This window comes from Aureitalea sp. L0-47 (assembly GCF_026126405.1).
Taxonomy (GTDB): Bacteria; Bacteroidota; Bacteroidia; order Flavobacteriales; family Flavobacteriaceae; genus Pukyongia.
Genome location: NZ_JAFMTQ010000004.1, coordinates 165761 through 182665 on the forward strand (window position 1 = coordinate 165761; position 16905 = coordinate 182665).

Below are 16905 nucleotides of genomic sequence, written 5' to 3' on the forward strand. Positions count from 1 at the left end.
TGAACTATCTCACTACAAATATAACTATTATTACTTATATTTATTATTTATTAGCTTATTTTATTATATTTCTCATGTATAATAAGTAATGATGGTCTATTGATCATTCAGTAGTGATACCCCATTGAGATCGGTGGTTAGTACCTCGCTCATATAATCAAAATAAGGTCGCAACAATCCGAAGTGATGCGCCAGATTGTCCCTAAAATCGGTCGAAAACACCTCCTCATCGGTGAAAGAATGTGTAACAAAGTAGCTTTTTAGTCGAATGAGGTCTATATCGGGATGATCCTTACTGAAACCTTTAGGGGCTGTTTTTACTGCATATTCCTGGTTGAATCCCCCGAATGCCTTCTCGAATTTCTTGTCTGAGAGTATTTCCCTTATTTCTGAAGCATCCATTTCGAATTCCTTCCGAATGCGCAACAGATCTGCCGGTTCCGGATTAAAGAAACCACCCGCCATCAAGGAATTACCGGGTTCTAGCCGAAGATAATAACCTCCTCTTCTATGTGCACCTGCCCTACTAAAACTAACGCTCCGATGAACATTATACGGGGTCTTATCCTTGCTAAAACGAATATCCCTATTAATTCGAAACACCTTTACCTTGGCGATCTCATCGGTTTGATTCAGGGCCGCTTCAACATCAGCATAGAACTGCTTCAACAGTTTTTCATTGGCCTGGTACCGCTTCTTGTTTTCCTGCATCCATTCCCGGTAATTGTTCTTTTTTAGTTGCTTGAGAAAGCTGAAGATCTCTTTGGTGATCACTGTACTCATAGTTCTGTCGCTTAGTGCATTAAAGATACGCTTAATTATTTTTCAGTACATTTATCTATTCAACCCTAAAAACCAATGTATTATGACAACCACCAAACCCAACACTGGCTTTTGGATCATTGCTGTTCTAGCTCTTTTATGGTATCTCTTTGGGGTATTTCAATATCTGGCATCAACACTCATGTACGATACCGTAAAAGACACTATGACAGAAGCTTTAATCGAAATCGTCGATGGGCTTCCCTCCTGGTATAATTATGTGTTCGCCCTGGCGATATTTTCCGGGTTATTTGCCTGCATACTGATGCTGGTAAAAAAGAAACTATCGGTTCCCCTATTTGGGCTCTCCCTGCTGGCAGTCCTGGTTCAAATGTGCTATTGGTTGTTCGCGACCGAAGTAATGGACGTAGAAGGAGCAAAAGCAGCAATAATGCCTATGCTAGTGATCATAGTGGCGATTTTCCTTTACTTCTACAGTAAAGGTGCATCCCAAAAAGGTTGGCTGCGATAAGGATAAGAATAGTTTAAAGCGGGATCATTTCCCGCTTTTTTTATATCCACTTTTTTCTTCTAAAATACCACAACATCAACAAAAACACAAGTAGCATGAGGCCCCAAAGGACAAAATAACCATACTTATATTTCAATTCTGGCATATAATCGAAGTTCATACCATATATGCCCGCCATAAACGTAAGTGGAATAAATATCGAGGCCATAATGGTAAGTACCTTCATGATCTCATTCATGCGATTACTAATGTTCGTCATATGCATATCCATTAATCCCCAGGTCATCTCGCGATATAAATCCAGGCTTTCACTTATCTGAAGGATATGATTGTACAAATCGCGGAGGTAGTTATTCGTTTTTGGGTCGATCATATCAATTTCCGACTTCTCCAATCGGTTGATCACCTCGCGCAAGGGCGTTATGGCTCGTTTGATCTTTAACACCTCTCTTTTGAGTAGCTGTATATCTTTTATTATATCTGAGCCATGTACATCAGAATCAAAGAGAACATCTTCTATTAATTCAATTCTATCACTGAGAGAATCAATTACAGCGAAATAATTATCCACGATCGCATCTAGCAACGCGAACATTAGATAATCTGACCCGGCCCTACGAATCCTTCCTTTATCTTTCAATATTCGGTCACGCACAGTACCAAAAACGTCACCATCCGCCTCCTGAAATGTGACTACGTAACCAAATCCAACTACCATACTTACGTGCTCAATTACTAGCTCCGATGCATCATTATAATACAGCATCTTATAAATAATGAACAGGTAATCCTCGTATTCATCCAGCCTGGGTCGTTGATTGGTGGTAACGATATCTTCCAGAATTAAAGGGTGGAGATTGTAATGTTCTCCCAGCTTTTCAATGACCTCTACATTGCTTAATCCATCAACGTTGATCCAGGTTACTTCCTCGGTTGTTTTAAATCGAAATGCTTCCTCAACACCCTCAGCTATAAAGGAATCTGCATGGGTAGGAGAATAGTCGATAATCTCAACCTGACTCACAGCCGTGTCCTTAGTGCCTATATATTTAACCGTGCCAGGAGAATAGTTCCGCGCCTTGCGCTTTGGCAGGTTTTTAAATTTGCTTAATCGGACTCTGTTGTTTTTGGCCATTTCAATCTTGATTTCGTAAGAAATATACAGAAAAACAAGATTAACTATTCCGAGGAAGGGTTAAACTTATGCCTGGAGCGTAAGGTTTTATCCACATCCCGCAGGTGAAATCCTTTGGTTTGCAGCAATATCAGTGTATGAAACAACAAATCCGCGGCCTCATTCAGAAAGGCAAGATCATTGTCATCTTTCGACTCGATCACAAGCTCTACGGCCTCTTCCCCCACTTTTTGAGCGACTTTATTCACACCTTTCCTGAAAAGTGATGCCACATATGAACCCTCCATTTCCGGGTGATTCTTCCGTTCTTCTATAACATCCTCCAGATAACTTAGAAATCCGAATTTTGGCTGGTTCTTCTCACCCCAACAGGTATCGCTGCCTTTATGACAAACCGGCCCGTCCGGGATCACCTCCGCAAGCAAGGTGTCATTATCACAGTCCGAAGTTAGAGACACGAGGTTCAGGGTATTTCCGGATTCTTCTCCCTTCATCCACAGTGCTCCTTTTTTTCTGCTGAAAAAAGTCACTTTTCTGGTTTCAAGAGTCTGTTTTACTGCTTCCTCATTCATAAAACCAAGCATCAGGACATTGCGTGTTAATTTATCCTGAACTACTACAGGCACCAGGCCGTCTGTGTATTTTTTAAAATCGATTTCCATAGTGATCGTTTTTTATGTACGAACAGGGATTCCCTGTTCTTTTAATTTCTTTTTTAGATCTGATATTTTAATTTCCTTGAAGTGAAAAACACTGGCAGCCAGTGCCGCATCTGAGTTTCCATAGATAAAAGTATCGGCAAAATGCTGCTCATTTCCCGCACCACCGGATGCGATTATCGGAATATTTACGAGTTCAGTGAGCTTAGCCAGTGCCTCATTGGCAAAACCATTCTTGGTTCCATCGTGATCCATAGACGTAAACATGATCTCTCCCGCTCCTCTTTCCTCTACTTCTTTCGCCCATTCGAAGAGATCTACCTCGGTAGGCACTTTTCCTCCTACCAGGTGTACTTTCCATGAGTCATCAATCTTCTTTGCGTCGATAGCGACCACTATGCACTGATTTCCGAAACGGGACGACAGCTCATTCAGTAATTCAGGGCGCTTCACCGCCGCTGAATTTACACACACCTTATCTGCACCGTTCTTTAATAGCACTTCCACATCCTCTACACTCGAAATACCACCTCCCACGGTGAATGGTATCCTGATTCTAGCTGCTACGCGAAGAACGAGGTCGGCCAGGGTTTTTCTTTTTTCTTCTGAAGCGGATATATCAAGGAAAACCAGCTCATCTGCCCCGGAATCACAATAGATTTCGGCCAGTTCAACCGGGTCCCCTGCATCCCGAAGGTTCACGAAATTGATTCCTTTCACGGTCCTTCCATCTTTGATATCCAGACAGGGTATGATTCGTTTAGTTAGCATTCAGTATAAAATTTTCAAGTTGTTTGAGTGAAATTCGCTGCTCATAGATCGCTTTTCCGATAATTACACCCTCACATCCTAAATCCTTAAGTCGGGGTAATTCGTCAAACTTCGAGATACCACCCGATGCGATCAGGTTTATTTCTTCTATTTCATTTAAAATCTTTTCATATAACTGGAAAGATGGCCCCTCCAACATTCCGTCTTTGCTTATATCCGTACAAATGACATACTTAGCTCCACCCTTTCGGTAGTTTCGGATGAAGGGAATTAGCTCTTCTTTCGACTCTTCCAACCACCCGCTGACAGCAACTTTTTCGTCGCGGGCATCCGCCCCCAGGATGATCTTATCACTTCCGTAAGTCTTTAACCATTTCAGAAATATGTCGGGCGATTTCACTGCAATGCTTCCACCCGTCACCTGGTTTGCACCGCTTTCGAAAGCGATATGCAAGTCCTCATCCGATTTCAATCCTCCACCAAAATCAACCTTTAACCCTGTTTTTCCCGTGATACTCTCCAGAACTTTGTGGTTTATAATCCTTCCTCCCTTCGCGCCATCCAGGTCAACAAGATGAAGGTATTCGATACCATGTGCTTCGAACATTTTAGCCACCTCCAGCGGGTCCTCGTTGTAAATCACCTTAGTATTGTAGTCTCCTTTTGTGAGTCGGACACATTTTCCTTCAATTAAATCTATAGCGGGGATGATTCTCATAACGACAAGAAGTTTTTTAATAGTTGTTCTCCTGCGATACTGCTTTTTTCGGGGTGAAATTGGACACCGTAGAAGTTGTTCTTCCGTAGCGCTGCTGAATAGGGTATTTCGTAATCGCAGACTGCTATAGTTTCATCGCATAGAGGCACATAGTAACTGTGTACCAGGTACATAAATTCATTTTCATCAATGCCATCGAACAAATGAGAATTAAGGTCATGAATGCGATTCCAGCCGATCTGCGGCACTTTTACCGCATTTGAAAAGCGTTTTACCTCTTCTGAAATGATTCCAAGTCCTTGCGTATTATTTTCTTCTGAAGTCTCACAAAGCAATTGCATGCCAAGACATATTCCCAGAACGGGCTGGGTAAGTGTTGGAATTACCTTATCCAGACCCGTCTTCCGAAGCTTTTCCATTGCTGAACTGGCCTCTCCCACTCCGGGAAAGATCACTTTATCTGCACTACGAATTTCCTCAGGATCCGAACTCAAAACCGGGCTGATCCCGAACCTCTCAAACGCAAACTGGATGTTCTTCACATTACCGGCACCATAATCTATTTGTACTAGTTTCATCTACAGTGTTCCTTTCGTGCTAGGTAATAATAGTTTATCGGTATCGCGCTTTACAGCAGCTTTGATCGCTTTGGCGAATGCTTTGAATATGGCTTCGATCTTGTGGTGTTCATTGTTGCCTTCAGCCTTGATATTAAGGTTAGCCCGGGCGCTGTCTGTAAACGACTTGAAGAAGTGCATGAACATTTCGGTAGGCATCTTTCCTATCATTTCTCGTTTGAAGTCTGCTTCCCAAACCAACCAGTTCCTCCCTCCAAAATCGATGGCCACCTGTGCCAGGCAATCATCCATTGGTAAACAAAAACCATAACGCTCTATACCCATCTTATCACCTAATGCAAGGTAGAATGCTTCTCCCAGGGCAATCGCGGTATCCTCTATGGTATGGTGTTCATCCACTTCGAGATCTCCCTTAACTGAAATCTCAAGATCAAGCATACCATGACGCGACAACTGATCCAGCATATGGTCGAAAAACGCAATCCCTGTGCTAATGTTGCTCCTGCCCGTACCATCGAGGTTCAGATTTATAGAAATATCCGTTTCATTGGTCTTGCGTTTCACTTGGGAAGTCCTGGCTCCTAACTTCAGAAAGGTAAAGATGGTATCCCAATCGTTGCTTTCCAGGGCTATGTATTCATCTAGCTCTTTTCTTTCAACAGTGATCTCATCAGTTCCGAGATGTGTCTCGTCATTTATGTAGATCCCTTTGGATCCCAGGTTTTTGGCCAGTTCCATATCGGTTAACCGATCGCCAATCACAAAGGAACCTTCAAGGTCATACTCCTGGCCAAAATACTTCGTGAGCATTCCGGTTCCGGGTTTCCTGGTGGGTGCATTGTCTTCGGGAAAAGTGCGATCAATACAGACCTCATCGAAGACCACACCTTCATTCTCAAAGGTCTTAACTATAAAATTCTGGACAGGCCAAAAGGTATCTTCGGGGAAAACATCGCTTCCAAGGCCATCCTGGTTGGTGATCATGACCAATTCAAAATCAAGCTCTAAAGCGATCTTGCTCATGGCGGCTATAGCTTTTGGGTAAAAATCCAGTTTGTCGAACGAATCTATCTGCTCATCGGCAGGTTCTTTAATAAGGGTTCCGTCCCTATCTATAAATAGTACTTTCTTTTTCATCTCAGATGGTTTGTAAGGCTTTGATTAGGAAGTCATTTTCCTCCCATGTTCCTACAGTTATTCGCAAAGTATTTTTACATAAGGGTTGATTACCCCTGTTTCGAACTACAATCCTATGACTGATAAGTTGAGCATATCGCTTATCAGCATCATCAACTCGTACCAGGAAAAAATTTGCTTCACTTGGGAATATATCTTTTACGTATTTTATCTGAAGTAATTGTTTAAGTAATCGGTTCTTTTCTCTTATTATTGAATTCTTTTCATTTTCATATTGATTTCGATTGCTAAGAGCACTTAGCGCTCTTTGCTGACTCAATTCGTTTACATTATACGGAGGCTTTATTCGGTTTAAAACCTCGATAATTTCTTTAGACGCAAAGCACATTCCGAGCCTGATCCCTGCCAATCCATAAGCCTTAGACAAAGTTTGAGTTACAACCAAATTCTTGTATTTCGGCAGCTGCTTCGACCAGCTTTCAGAGGTTGAGAAATCTATATAAGCCTCATCTATGACCACCAAACCATTGAAATTCTCCAGTAATTCAAGAATGACATCAGGATTCATGAGGTTACCGGTAGGATTATTTGGGGAACACAGGAAAAGTAATTTGGTATTAGCGTCTGTCATTTTTTCGATCCCAGGTTTATCCGGCTGAAAATCGGACCTAAGCAAAACCTCCCTGTTCTCTACATTGTTGATGCCAGACAACACCTTGTACATCCCGTAGGTAGGCGGCAAACTGATGCAATTGTCAGTCCCGGGTTCGCAAAACGCCCTGAATAGGAGGTCAAGAACTTCATCACTGCCATTTCCGAGGAAAATATTTGCAGAAGGTACACCCTTGATTTCTGAGATCTTAGCTTTTAACTCTTTCTGATGCGGATCAGGATACCGATTCACACCATTGTCGAAAGGATTTTCGTTGGCATCCAGGAAGACCATCCCGGATTTACCGCCCGTATACTCGTCCCTTGCGGAACTGTAAGGTTTCAGCGACTTCACGCAGGGGCGTAAGAGTCGGTCCAGATCTATTCTCCTACTCATATCGAATCGATTTCGTTCAACCTCAGTGTTACTGCATTCTTGTGGGCCTCAAGCCCTTCGGCAGCGGCCATTAATTCTACCGCTGGTCCAATATTTTTTAAGCCTTCCTTGCTAACCTTTTGAAAAGTAATGCTCTTCATAAAACTGTCTAGGTTTAGTCCGCTATATTGCTTCGCATAGCCATTGGTTGGAAGGGTGTGATTGGTGCCGGAGGCATAATCCCCGGCACTTTCAGGCGTGTACGCACCCAGGAATACCGATCCGGCATTCTGTATCCGATTAGTGAATTCATCTTCGTCTGAAGCAACTACAATAAAGTGCTCCGGACCGTATTCATTGATTAGGGCTATGGCCTCATTCGTATCACTCACAAGGATCTGCCTGGAATTTGCCATTGATCTTTTAGCTATATCAGCTCTTGGGAGCGCTTCAATCTGGGTTTTAATTTCTTCGGAAACAGCCGTAGCCAATGTTTCACTGGTTGTTACGAGGATCACCTGGCTATCCGGACCGTGCTCGGCCTGGCTGAGCAGGTCGGATGCCACAAAGGAGGCATTAGCCGTCTCGTCAGCATACACAAGCAGTTCCGAAGGCCCCGCAGGCATGTCTATTGCCACTCCGTATTTCGTTGCCATCTGCTTGGCTACCGTTACAAATTGGTTTCCGGGTCCGAAGATCTTGTAAGTTGACGGAACAGTTTCAGTTCCGAAGGTCATAGCGGCAACCGCCTGGATACCACCCACCTTGAAAATATTGCTTACTCCACAGAGTTTTGCAGTGTAAAGGATAACCGGAGCCACATTACCCTGGGCATCCGGTGGTGTGCAAATTGAAATTTCTTCGCAGCCTGCAATTTTAGCAGGCAAAGCAAGCATTAGAATAGTCGAAAATAACGGTGCTGTCCCACCGGGTATATAAAGCCCCACCTTTTGAATAGCTCTCTTCTCCTGCCAGCAAGAAACACCATCCATGGTATCTATTGCTATTCGGTCGGTTTGCTGAGCCTCGTGGAACCTTTGAATATTCGATTTAGCTAGTTTTATTGCCTCTTTTAGCTCATCGGAAAGTAATTTCTCGGCAGCGTCGATCTCAGATTGAGCTACTTTTAATTCTTTCAGGGAGACGCCATCAAAGAGATCGGTGTATTTCCGTAAGGCCTTATCGCCTTTGTTTTTAACTTCAGAAAAAACTTCCTGCACCGTATTCTCGATCTCGTCGAAGGTTTGAGTAGGCCTCGAAAGTAATTCCGTCCATGTGGATGGGTTGGGGTATTTGTATAATTTCATAACTTTTCTAATTAAAGCACCATTTTTTCAATTGGGCAAACGAGTATGCCTTCAGCACCTTCATCTTTCAATTTGTCTATCACCTCCCAAAAGATATCTTGTCTCACAACAGAGTGTATACTGCTCCAACCCTCCTCTGCAAGAGGAAGCACGGTAGGACTCTTCATCCCGGGCAGGAGGCCTATTATGGAATCGAGCTTTTTATTGGGTGCATTTAGTAAAACATATCTAAAATCCCTTCCTTTCAGCACCGACTGGATACGGAACTGGAATCTTTCAAGTATTTCCCTCACACCTTCAGGTATCCGGGGTGAGGCTGCCAGTACGGCTTCGCTCTGCATGATAACCTCCACCTCCTTCAAATTATTCTTGAACAAGGTGCTTCCACTACTCACAATATCACAAATAGCGTCGGCCAGTCCTATGTTTGGAGCAATTTCAACACTTCCGTTAATGATGTGTAATTCAGCATTTACTCCCTGCTCATTTAGGAAATTTTGTGTGGTCATTGGATAGGAAGTAGCAATGCGTTTACCCTCCAGATCCTTTATGGTATCGTACTCGAATATCTTTGAGACCGCCAGCGAAACACGGCATTTTGAGAAACCCAGTTTCTCCAGTATCTGAATATCCTCTCCTTTTTCCACGAGTAGATTCTCCCCAATTACTGCACAATCTACCACACCATCCTTTAGGTACTGTGGTATATCGCCATTTCTGAGATAGTAGATCTCTAAGGGAAAGTTCTTCGCAGAGGCTTTTAACTGATCTCTTCCATTGTTGATGGATATCCCACAGTCTCTGAGGAGCTTCAGGGATTCGTCGTGTAACCTTCCTGATTTCTGAATTGCAATTTTTAGTTTCATAGTAACTGAATCGATTTAAAATAAAAAAACCCGTTTGATTTCTCAAACGGGTCCGATATATGTTGAATACAACCTAATACCACATCACCTCGCCTGAGCGTGGACTTCTATATGGTTATGATGTTGTTTTTGATTATTCATTACTTCACAATATTACACATTTTTTGTTTACTACTCTGTGAAAAACATATTAAATTATTGAAAAATATGTAGTAATAATTTTATAGATTTGAGTGAGTCCCAGTTAAAATTCGTTAACGCCTTATTTTACAGACCTTAACAGCAAAATGAAGAACTTTTTAATCGCCTTTTTAGTGTTCCTCGTATGGTCATTTTTTGGGCTTTGGCTGTATTCATGGCTTCAACCGGACGAACCGGGAGCTGTAAATAAGACCGAGGTAGCAATTGGAAATGACGAAGAACTTCCGGATAACACCAAGGTGGACTCCCCCACAATAATAACTGAAAATCCTGTGATCGACGAAGTCGACTCACTTTCGATTTCCGAGGCTTATAAAGAAGAATTCATCTCACCTCCGTCACAAGGGCTGAAGGCCAAGGGAGATTCGGGCGACATCATTTTCATGTATAACGAAGGGTTTCTAATTCAGAAAAACTCGCCGGAGGTTACTATTCCGAAAGATCTGGTTGATTTTAAATATAAATTGAATACTTACGCAGTAGAACACCCCGAAACGGAATTGCACATTACGTCTCAGTATAGCCCCAGCGAGAATATAGATTCACCTAACCTGGGCATCAAGCGTGGAAGGGCGGTTAAAGAAATTCTCGTAAACATGGGCATTCCTACCGAACGGATCGTAATTAAGCCCTTTATCACTCAAATTCCTTTCGAGGAGGACAATAGTTTCAAACACAGCTTCGAATTCGCATTCAAACCCATAAATGAAGACCGAATACAGGCATTAAAGAAAAGCATTCCGGAAACGAAAACCGTTTATCCTAAATTCTCATATCAGGGCATAATGGTGAACGAAGAACTGATTGCTCTTCAACAGGACGTTTCAGAAATAATAAAGGAAAATCCGAATCTACACCTGGAGGTGATCGGGCATACCGACAACGTAGGTAACGCCATAGACAATTACGGTAAAGGACTTGAATATGCGCGACAACTACGCTGGTTCCTGGTTACTAAGGCGGGTATCGACCGAAATAAGATTACAGCCGTATCCAAAGGAGAGTCAGAACCCATTGCCGGGAATGGTACGGTAAAAGGTCGTAACTTGAACCGGCGCCTGGAGGTAAAATTTTATTTAGACGCAAATGACTAGCATATCCGAATTCATAAAAGAATTACCCAATTTTACAGGAATCTTCATCCTGATGCTGAGTACGTTCTTAATCGGGTATTTTGCAGCCTCATGGTTTCAGAAGAACAAATACAAGAAGATCATAGCCCGGCTTAAGAAAGAGGTAAACCGACTCAAAACTCCTCTTCGTAAAAGCGAACCTACCGACATCGATTCTATCTTTTCAGAAATAAAACCTCGAATTATGGAGGTGGTCAAGCAAGCACAAGAGGAGATTGTGGAAGAAGAGTTGGAAAAAGAAGAAGAAGAGATGTTTCAGGAAGAAGTGGTGCCGGAAGAAAAAGAAATACCTGAACCCCAGAAAGAAGAATCCGAAGAAATTGAAGAGGGTAGTCGACCTGAGGCCATAGCACAAAGGGCTCGGTCCACTTTTGTAAACTACTCTATCGATAAACCCGAATTGGATTTCGATAGTTTTGGTTATGCAGATCACGATCAGAAAGACGACCTCACCAAGATCATGGGAATCGGCCCCTATATCGAACAAAAACTCAATGAAATAGGAATTTGCAATTATTCCCAGATCAGTAAACTCAATGATTCCGACATCCGCGTTATAACAGAACTTATCGACTTCTTCCCAGGAAGGATAGAACGCGACAACTGGGTGGGACAGGCCAAGGCTCTAAGCAAAGTGTATTAGTATGCAACTAGAATTCCTCGATTGGGCACTCATACTATCGTTTTTCGCCATTTTTATAATTATCGGTATTGTAGTTGCCAAAAGATCCGGGAAAAACAGCAAAGAATTCTTTTTATCGGGACGAAACATGCCCTGGTGGCTACTGGGGATATCAATGGTGGCGACCACCTTTGCAGCAGACACTCCAAACTTTGTAGCAGGAGTAATTAGGGAAGACGGAGTCTATGGTAACTGGATCTGGTGGAGTTTCCTGCTCACCGGAATGCTAACCGTATTCTTCTATTCGAAATTGTGGAGACGTAGTGGTATCACTACAGACCTGGAATTCTACGAATTGAGATACAGCGGGAAATCGGCAGCATTTCTCAGAGGATTTCGGGCCATATACCTTGGTGTATTCTTCAACATTGTTATCATGGCGAACGTGTGCCTGGCAGCAATCAAGATAGGTCATGTGATGTTTGGTCTAAGTGCTACGGAAACCTTGCTTATATCGTCGGTGGTAACGGTTATCTATTCTGCACTTGGAGGCCTTCGTAGCGTGCTGCTCACGGATTTTATACAATTTATAGTTGCCATGGTGGGAAGCGTATGGGCAGCCATTTATATAGTCAACTTACCCGAAGTTGGCGGTATCTCAAATTTACTTGCCGTTCCCGAAGTTGCCTCGAAAACCGATATGCTCCCTGATTTAACGAACATGGAAGTTCTTATTCCACTACTTATTGTACCGCTGGCCGTACAGTGGTGGAGTGTTTGGTATCCGGGTGCTGAGCCTGGTGGAGGGGGTTACATCGCGCAACGTATGTTGGCGGCCAAAGATGAAAAACACGCTTCATGGGCGGTATTGTTCTTTAATTTTGCTCACTATGCACTAAGGCCGTGGCCCTGGATTATAATTGGACTCGCGTCTATCATTGTTTTCCCAAACCTTGACAGCCTTGCCCAGGCCTTCCCTAACCTAGACGCCTCATTTGTGAGAAACGACCTCTCCTACCCTGCCATGCTTACCTTTTTACCGGCAGGACTTTTGGGCATTGTTATTTCATCTTTGATAGCAGCCTTTATGAGTACGATCTCAACGCACCTCAATTGGGGAAGTTCATACGTAGTGAATGATTTCTACAAGCGTTTCCTGAAGCCAAATGCTTCCGATAAGGAACAAGTCCTCGTTGGAAGGATTTCCACGGTAGTAATGATGCTTTTTGCTGCCCTATTGGCAACCATACTTGAAGAGGCCAGAGATGCTTTTAATTTGTTGCTTCAGATAGGTGCAGGAACAGGTCTGCTGTTCATCCTAAGATGGTTTTGGCGAAGGATCAATCCGTATAGCGAGATCGCCGCAATGGTTATTTCCTTCATGATCGCCCTTGCATTCTTCGTAAACGGCAAACTTGATAATCCTCTATTCGAAATGGCCTCTCACTGGCAGCTGGTCACCGGTGTGATAATTACCACCCTAGGTTGGCTAGTGGTAACCATGCTTACCAAACCGACCGATAAACAAACACTTGAAAATTTTGAAGCCCTCATCTTTGAGAAAGAGTCGAAATTCAAAGGTTTTGGGACTAAGATACTAGCCTTCTTCTCCGGGGTCATCGGCGTATACTGTTTCCTGTTTGCTACTGGGAATTTCATCTACGGTGACCATACCGAAGGATTTATCCTGTCGGGTATAGCACTTGTGTGTACTTTCCTGATCTTTAAATTCTGGAATCGATCCAAATAATACGACATAAAAAAAGACCGCAATAGCGGCCTTTTCTTCTATTTATCAGGTTAATTTATTGGTTACCAAGTATAATAGGCATTCCACTATCACCGGAGCCTATTACGATTACCTTGCTATTAGGAGACTCAGACAATTTTATTGTCGCATCAATTCCTTTATCCTGCAAGATCTTGTCTGTTAGCGAAGCACTTAAAATCCGGTTCGCGTCCGCCTTACCTTGTGCTTCAATTATCACCTTTTCGGCTTCCTTTGCAGCAGTTACAAGTCGGAACTCATATTCCAGTGACTCCTGCTCCTGCTTTAATTTACGCTCGATAGCTTCTTTGATAGTTGGCGGCAGGGTGACATCCCTAACCAATACTTCGTTGAGCTGAACATACTGATCTTCAAGTATCTTTTTTGTTTCAGTATAAATTTCATCCTGAATCGCATCACGTTTACTGCTATACAATTGTTCGGGGGTGTATCTACCTACAACGCTACGTGCGGCAGAACGTATTGCAGGCTGAATCACACGCTGCAGATAGTTTTCGCCTAAGGATTGGTGAAGATTCCCCAGATCGTTATAGACAGGCAAATACCATGCTGAGGCGTCAATCTGGATCTCCAGACCATTGGAAGACAACACTTTCATCTTTTCAAATAATTCCTGCTGCCTTACTTCATATTTAATTACGTCATTCCATGGGGCAACCAGGTGAAACCCTTCTCCCAAAGGTGGCTCATCCGTTACAACTCCGCCTCCGAAAGTTCGATATAATACACCCGCTTCACCAGATCCTATGGTAACTGCCGATTTTGCGAAGGCGATGATTACTATTATGACAACAATAATAAGGGGAATCCCAATTTTAGGTAATTTTTCCATTGATTAATTTTTTAGTTATATAAGTCCGTTATATTTTCTTGTGAACCACTCCAGACTCAAGAGTAAAGCGATGAGTCCAAGCAGGTATTTCCAGTCGATTAAAGGTACGACTTTTTGTTCGCTTTTCTGAACGGCAACAAATCGCTGATCCTCAAGTAGGGCGTTGATCAGATTTTCCCTTTCCGATACAAAAAACGCAGTACCATTGGTATTAGTCGCCAGTCTCTTAAGTTTTGTTACGTCAGCATTCAGAAACTGTTGCTCCACATTGAATTCCAGTATAGTAAAACTGCCACTTCGCGTTACAACTTCATCCCGAACCGATACCGTATATTGATAATTCCCGGCTGGTAAACTGTTCAAGTCCACCTCATAGAAATTCGACCGCAATAGCATGGGGAAGGTTCGCTGTTCGTTGGTCTCCGTGTTTACTACTGAAATGGTAACCGAAGCCCTGGGATCGAACACATAATTACTATCAAAATACTGTGCTGTGATCTTTATGGGTTCATTATTGTAGTAGAAAGTCTCCCCTACTACTTCGAGGCGACTCCTCCGTTTGGTAGAAGCCAGGTACTGAACCAGTTTGCCCGTAAATTCATCAAAAGCACTAAAATCCCCAGTTTCGAGGTAAGTCTGAGCTCGCCATCTCCAAAGATCCTCCCCATCCCAAATGGCATTGCGTACACCGTTCAATTCCATGGTTGCCAGCATGGGGCTATCACTTGAAAAGCCATCTATTGCCTGCTCTAATATGGTTTCGTGGGGTATTAACACCTCCAAGGTTCCGAAGGCTGTCTTAAGCGGCGGAAAGCCGTCAAACCCAATGTCCTCAACTGCAAAAGTTCCGTAATTCCGATTCAAAACTCCAGTTGCGAACTCGGATTGAAACGATGCCTCCTTCTCAAAATTTTGTTGCACGGTATTCAGATAATCCCAATTTGTCTGTGTTCCTGTGATGGTAAAGGTATTCTTCTTCAGTTTCTCGATCTCCTCGTATAAACTTGCAAATGTGCCATCCGGTTGATACAAAACGACCAACTGATGGTCATTCAGAAGAGAAACTGCTTCAGAAGGTTTAGCAAAACGCACTGTCCGCTGTTCATTCGAGCTAATTGATTTTCGCAGCGCCCCAAGGTCCGGGTGGATGATCTTACTTACCACCAGAACATTAGTGGCCTGGTCGATCACCTCAACAGCGAATTGTTTGGTGTTATTGGATTTATTCTTTTCCTCCTGAAGCGGGACAATCTGTGCCTGGTAACGCTGTAGTCCCACACTATTTGCCGGAAGTGTAAAGGAGAGTGTACGGGTGTTGTCCAGCTCGGTGAATGAGACTGACTCTCGGTACACCGTACTTCCACCCTGCGATATTAGGAACTGAGCACTCACCGGTGCCGTGCCGCTGTACACCAGTATGGCTTCCACCGGAAACTGGTTCTTCAGGAATGCGTAGCGATTGGTGTTGAGTTGTTCGATCTTTAGGTCGGTGTATTTGGTTGAATCTCCTAATATGAGAGGATAAATGGAGTTACCGAAATCCGAAACTCCAAATTCGTAATCATTGCCGAGGGTTTGGTTCCCATCGGTAAGTAGTACGGTTGGAGCGATCTCGTTCTTAAAAACCGATTTGATCGAAGAAAGCGCCTTATCGATGTTTGTATTCTTTTCTGAAAAACTCAGTGAATCGTTGTTTGTGAGGCCTTTTCCGAAGGAAAAATAGGTAATATCAAACTTGTCGTTCAACTCCGAATTATTCTTTAGCATCTCAACGAATTCGGTGACATTGCCATCTTGTTCCAATTCTGCGATGGAGCTTGAATTATCAATAAGTACCGGTAATTTCGGTTTCTGAACCGTGTAGGTCTCACTTCTGAATTTCGGATTGATGATCAGCAATAACAGTGCAAATAGGCTAAAGAACCTCAGTATACCAAAGATCCAGCGAAGTCTTACCGATTCTTTGGCTTTGTACCCGTACATAAAAACAGCCACCGCAAAAGCAACTACGGCGGCAACAATAATATATAATACGGTTTCTGCTGTCATAGAGTAATTAGGTCAACATCCCTCCGTCCACATTCAACACCTGGCCAGTAACATAGGAAGAAAGATCGCTGGCGAGATATACGCAGGCATTTGCGATATCTTCAGGAGTACCCCCACGCTTTAGTGGTATGGCATCTCTCCAGCCCTGAACCACGGCTTCATCCAGTTGCCCGGTCATTTCAGTTTCAATAAATCCCGGCGCTATGGCATTACAGCGGATGTCACGAGACCCTAGCTCAAGGGCTACCGACTTGGTAAAACCCAGAATTCCGGCCTTGGATGCTGCGTAATTGGTCTGTCCTGCATTTCCCTTAACTCCAACCACCGAACTCATATTGATGATGGAACCTTTACGCTGTTTCAGCATGGTACGTTGGACAGCTTTGGTCATATTGAAAACCGATTTAAGATTTACTTCAATTACTTTGTCGAAGTCCTCTTCGGAAATACGCATGAGCAGGTTATCCTTTGTGATACCTGCGTTGTTTACCAGGATGTCGATACTACCAAAATCTTCGACTACGTTAGCCGCAAGCTCCTGGGCTTCATCGAAGCTGGCAGCATTGCTTTGATATGCTTTTACTTTCACACCTTCCTTAGCAGCTTCAGCAGCAATGGCTTCTGCCGACTCTTTAGATGAGTTATACGTGAAAGCTACATTGGCCCCGTGTTTGGCAAAAATTTCAACAATTCCTTTTCCAATACCCCGGCTTCCACCGGTAACAATAGCGGTCTTTCCTTCAAGTAATTTCATTATGATTCTGGCTTAGTTATTTGAATGACTAAG

Annotated in this window: 17 protein-coding genes; 4 read left to right on the forward strand and 13 right to left on the reverse strand. The window is 43.2% G+C overall.

The genetic code is table 11. The features are described 5' to 3' along the window. Positions 1–96: 96 nt before the first annotated feature. Positions 97–783 carry a DUF2461 domain-containing protein gene (locus J1N09_RS06525; RefSeq protein ID WP_265199081.1) on the reverse strand — a complete coding sequence of 229 codons (687 nt, stop codon included), beginning with the start codon at positions 781–783 and terminating at the stop codon, positions 97–99. An 82-nt stretch (positions 784–865) separates the two neighbouring features. On the opposite strand from J1N09_RS06525, the gene J1N09_RS06530 reads away from it, so the two are divergent. Further along, positions 866–1294, forward strand: coding sequence for a hypothetical protein (locus J1N09_RS06530; protein WP_265199082.1), 429 nt, complete (start codon positions 866–868; stop codon positions 1292–1294). 40 nt (positions 1295–1334) lie between these two features. Here the strand turns inward: J1N09_RS06530 and corA are convergent, their stop codons facing one another. Genes corA through hisG form a run of 9 tightly spaced genes read right to left on the reverse strand, consistent with a single transcriptional unit; the run spans position 1335 to position 9492 of the window. After that, positions 1335–2429: a magnesium/cobalt transporter CorA gene (gene corA, locus J1N09_RS06535; protein WP_265199083.1), complete on the reverse strand. Its 1095-nt coding sequence runs from the start codon at positions 2427–2429 to the stop codon at positions 1335–1337. 44 nt (positions 2430–2473) lie between these two features. Then, a complete protein-coding gene (hisIE, locus tag J1N09_RS06540; protein ID WP_265199084.1) occupies positions 2474–3091 on the reverse strand; it encodes a bifunctional phosphoribosyl-AMP cyclohydrolase/phosphoribosyl-ATP diphosphatase HisIE in 618 nt (205 codons plus the stop codon). A gap of 12 nt (positions 3092–3103) precedes the next feature. After that, positions 3104–3859, reverse strand: a complete 756-nt coding sequence (gene hisF, locus J1N09_RS06545) for an imidazole glycerol phosphate synthase subunit HisF (protein WP_265199085.1) — start codon at positions 3857–3859, stop codon at positions 3104–3106. Beyond that, entirely contained in the window at positions 3849–4577 is a 729-nt protein-coding gene (hisA, locus tag J1N09_RS06550) for a 1-(5-phosphoribosyl)-5-[(5-phosphoribosylamino)methylideneamino]imidazole-4-carboxamide isomerase (RefSeq protein ID WP_265199086.1), read from the reverse strand. The genes hisF and hisA overlap by 11 nt, the downstream gene beginning before the upstream one ends. Continuing rightward, positions 4574–5155, reverse strand: coding sequence for an imidazole glycerol phosphate synthase subunit HisH (hisH, locus tag J1N09_RS06555; RefSeq protein ID WP_265199088.1), 582 nt, complete (start codon positions 5153–5155; stop codon positions 4574–4576). The genes hisA and hisH overlap by 4 nt, the downstream gene beginning before the upstream one ends. Next, positions 5156–6292 (reverse strand): bifunctional histidinol-phosphatase/imidazoleglycerol-phosphate dehydratase HisB, encoded by a 1137-nt coding sequence (gene hisB, locus J1N09_RS06560; RefSeq protein WP_265199090.1) that lies wholly within the window; start codon positions 6290–6292, stop codon positions 5156–5158. 1 nt (position 6293) lies between these two features. Continuing rightward, positions 6294–7340 (reverse strand): histidinol-phosphate transaminase, encoded by a 1047-nt coding sequence (gene hisC, locus J1N09_RS06565; RefSeq protein WP_265199092.1) that lies wholly within the window; start codon positions 7338–7340, stop codon positions 6294–6296. Further along, on the reverse strand, positions 7337–8626 hold the full coding sequence (gene hisD, locus J1N09_RS06570) for a histidinol dehydrogenase (RefSeq protein WP_265199094.1): 1290 nt from the start codon (positions 8624–8626) through the stop codon (positions 7337–7339). The genes hisC and hisD overlap by 4 nt, the downstream gene beginning before the upstream one ends. An 11-nt stretch (positions 8627–8637) precedes the next feature. After that, entirely contained in the window at positions 8638–9492 is an 855-nt protein-coding gene (gene hisG, locus J1N09_RS06575) for an ATP phosphoribosyltransferase (protein WP_265199096.1), read from the reverse strand. 287 nt (positions 9493–9779) lie between these two features. On the opposite strand from hisG, the gene J1N09_RS06580 reads away from it, so the two are divergent. From J1N09_RS06580 to J1N09_RS06590, 3 genes are read left to right on the forward strand one after another with little or no spacing between them, the layout of a single operon-like run. Then, positions 9780–10787: an OmpA family protein gene (locus J1N09_RS06580; RefSeq protein WP_265199098.1), complete on the forward strand. Its 1008-nt coding sequence runs from the start codon at positions 9780–9782 to the stop codon at positions 10785–10787. Next, positions 10780–11469 carry a hypothetical protein gene (locus J1N09_RS06585; RefSeq protein ID WP_265199099.1) on the forward strand — a complete coding sequence of 230 codons (690 nt, stop codon included), beginning with the start codon at positions 10780–10782 and terminating at the stop codon, positions 11467–11469. The genes J1N09_RS06580 and J1N09_RS06585 overlap by 8 nt, the downstream gene beginning before the upstream one ends. A gap of 1 nt (position 11470) precedes the next feature. Then, positions 11471–13198: a sodium:solute symporter family protein gene (locus tag J1N09_RS06590; RefSeq protein WP_265199101.1), complete on the forward strand. Its 1728-nt coding sequence runs from the start codon at positions 11471–11473 to the stop codon at positions 13196–13198. Positions 13199–13253: 55 nt separating this feature from the next. Here J1N09_RS06590 and J1N09_RS06595 read toward each other — a convergent pair whose 3' ends face one another. From J1N09_RS06595 to fabG, 3 genes are read right to left on the reverse strand one after another with little or no spacing between them, the layout of a single operon-like run. Beyond that, entirely contained in the window at positions 13254–14069 is an 816-nt protein-coding gene (locus J1N09_RS06595; RefSeq protein WP_265199102.1) for a prohibitin family protein, read from the reverse strand. A gap of 15 nt (positions 14070–14084) precedes the next feature. Continuing rightward, positions 14085–16118, reverse strand: coding sequence for a VWA domain-containing protein (locus J1N09_RS06600; RefSeq protein WP_265199105.1), 2034 nt, complete (start codon positions 16116–16118; stop codon positions 14085–14087). Positions 16119–16125: 7 nt separating this feature from the next. Then, positions 16126–16872 (reverse strand): 3-oxoacyl-[acyl-carrier-protein] reductase, encoded by a 747-nt coding sequence (gene fabG / locus J1N09_RS06605; RefSeq protein WP_265199106.1) that lies wholly within the window; start codon positions 16870–16872, stop codon positions 16126–16128. Between the last annotated feature and the right edge of the window lie 33 nt (positions 16873–16905).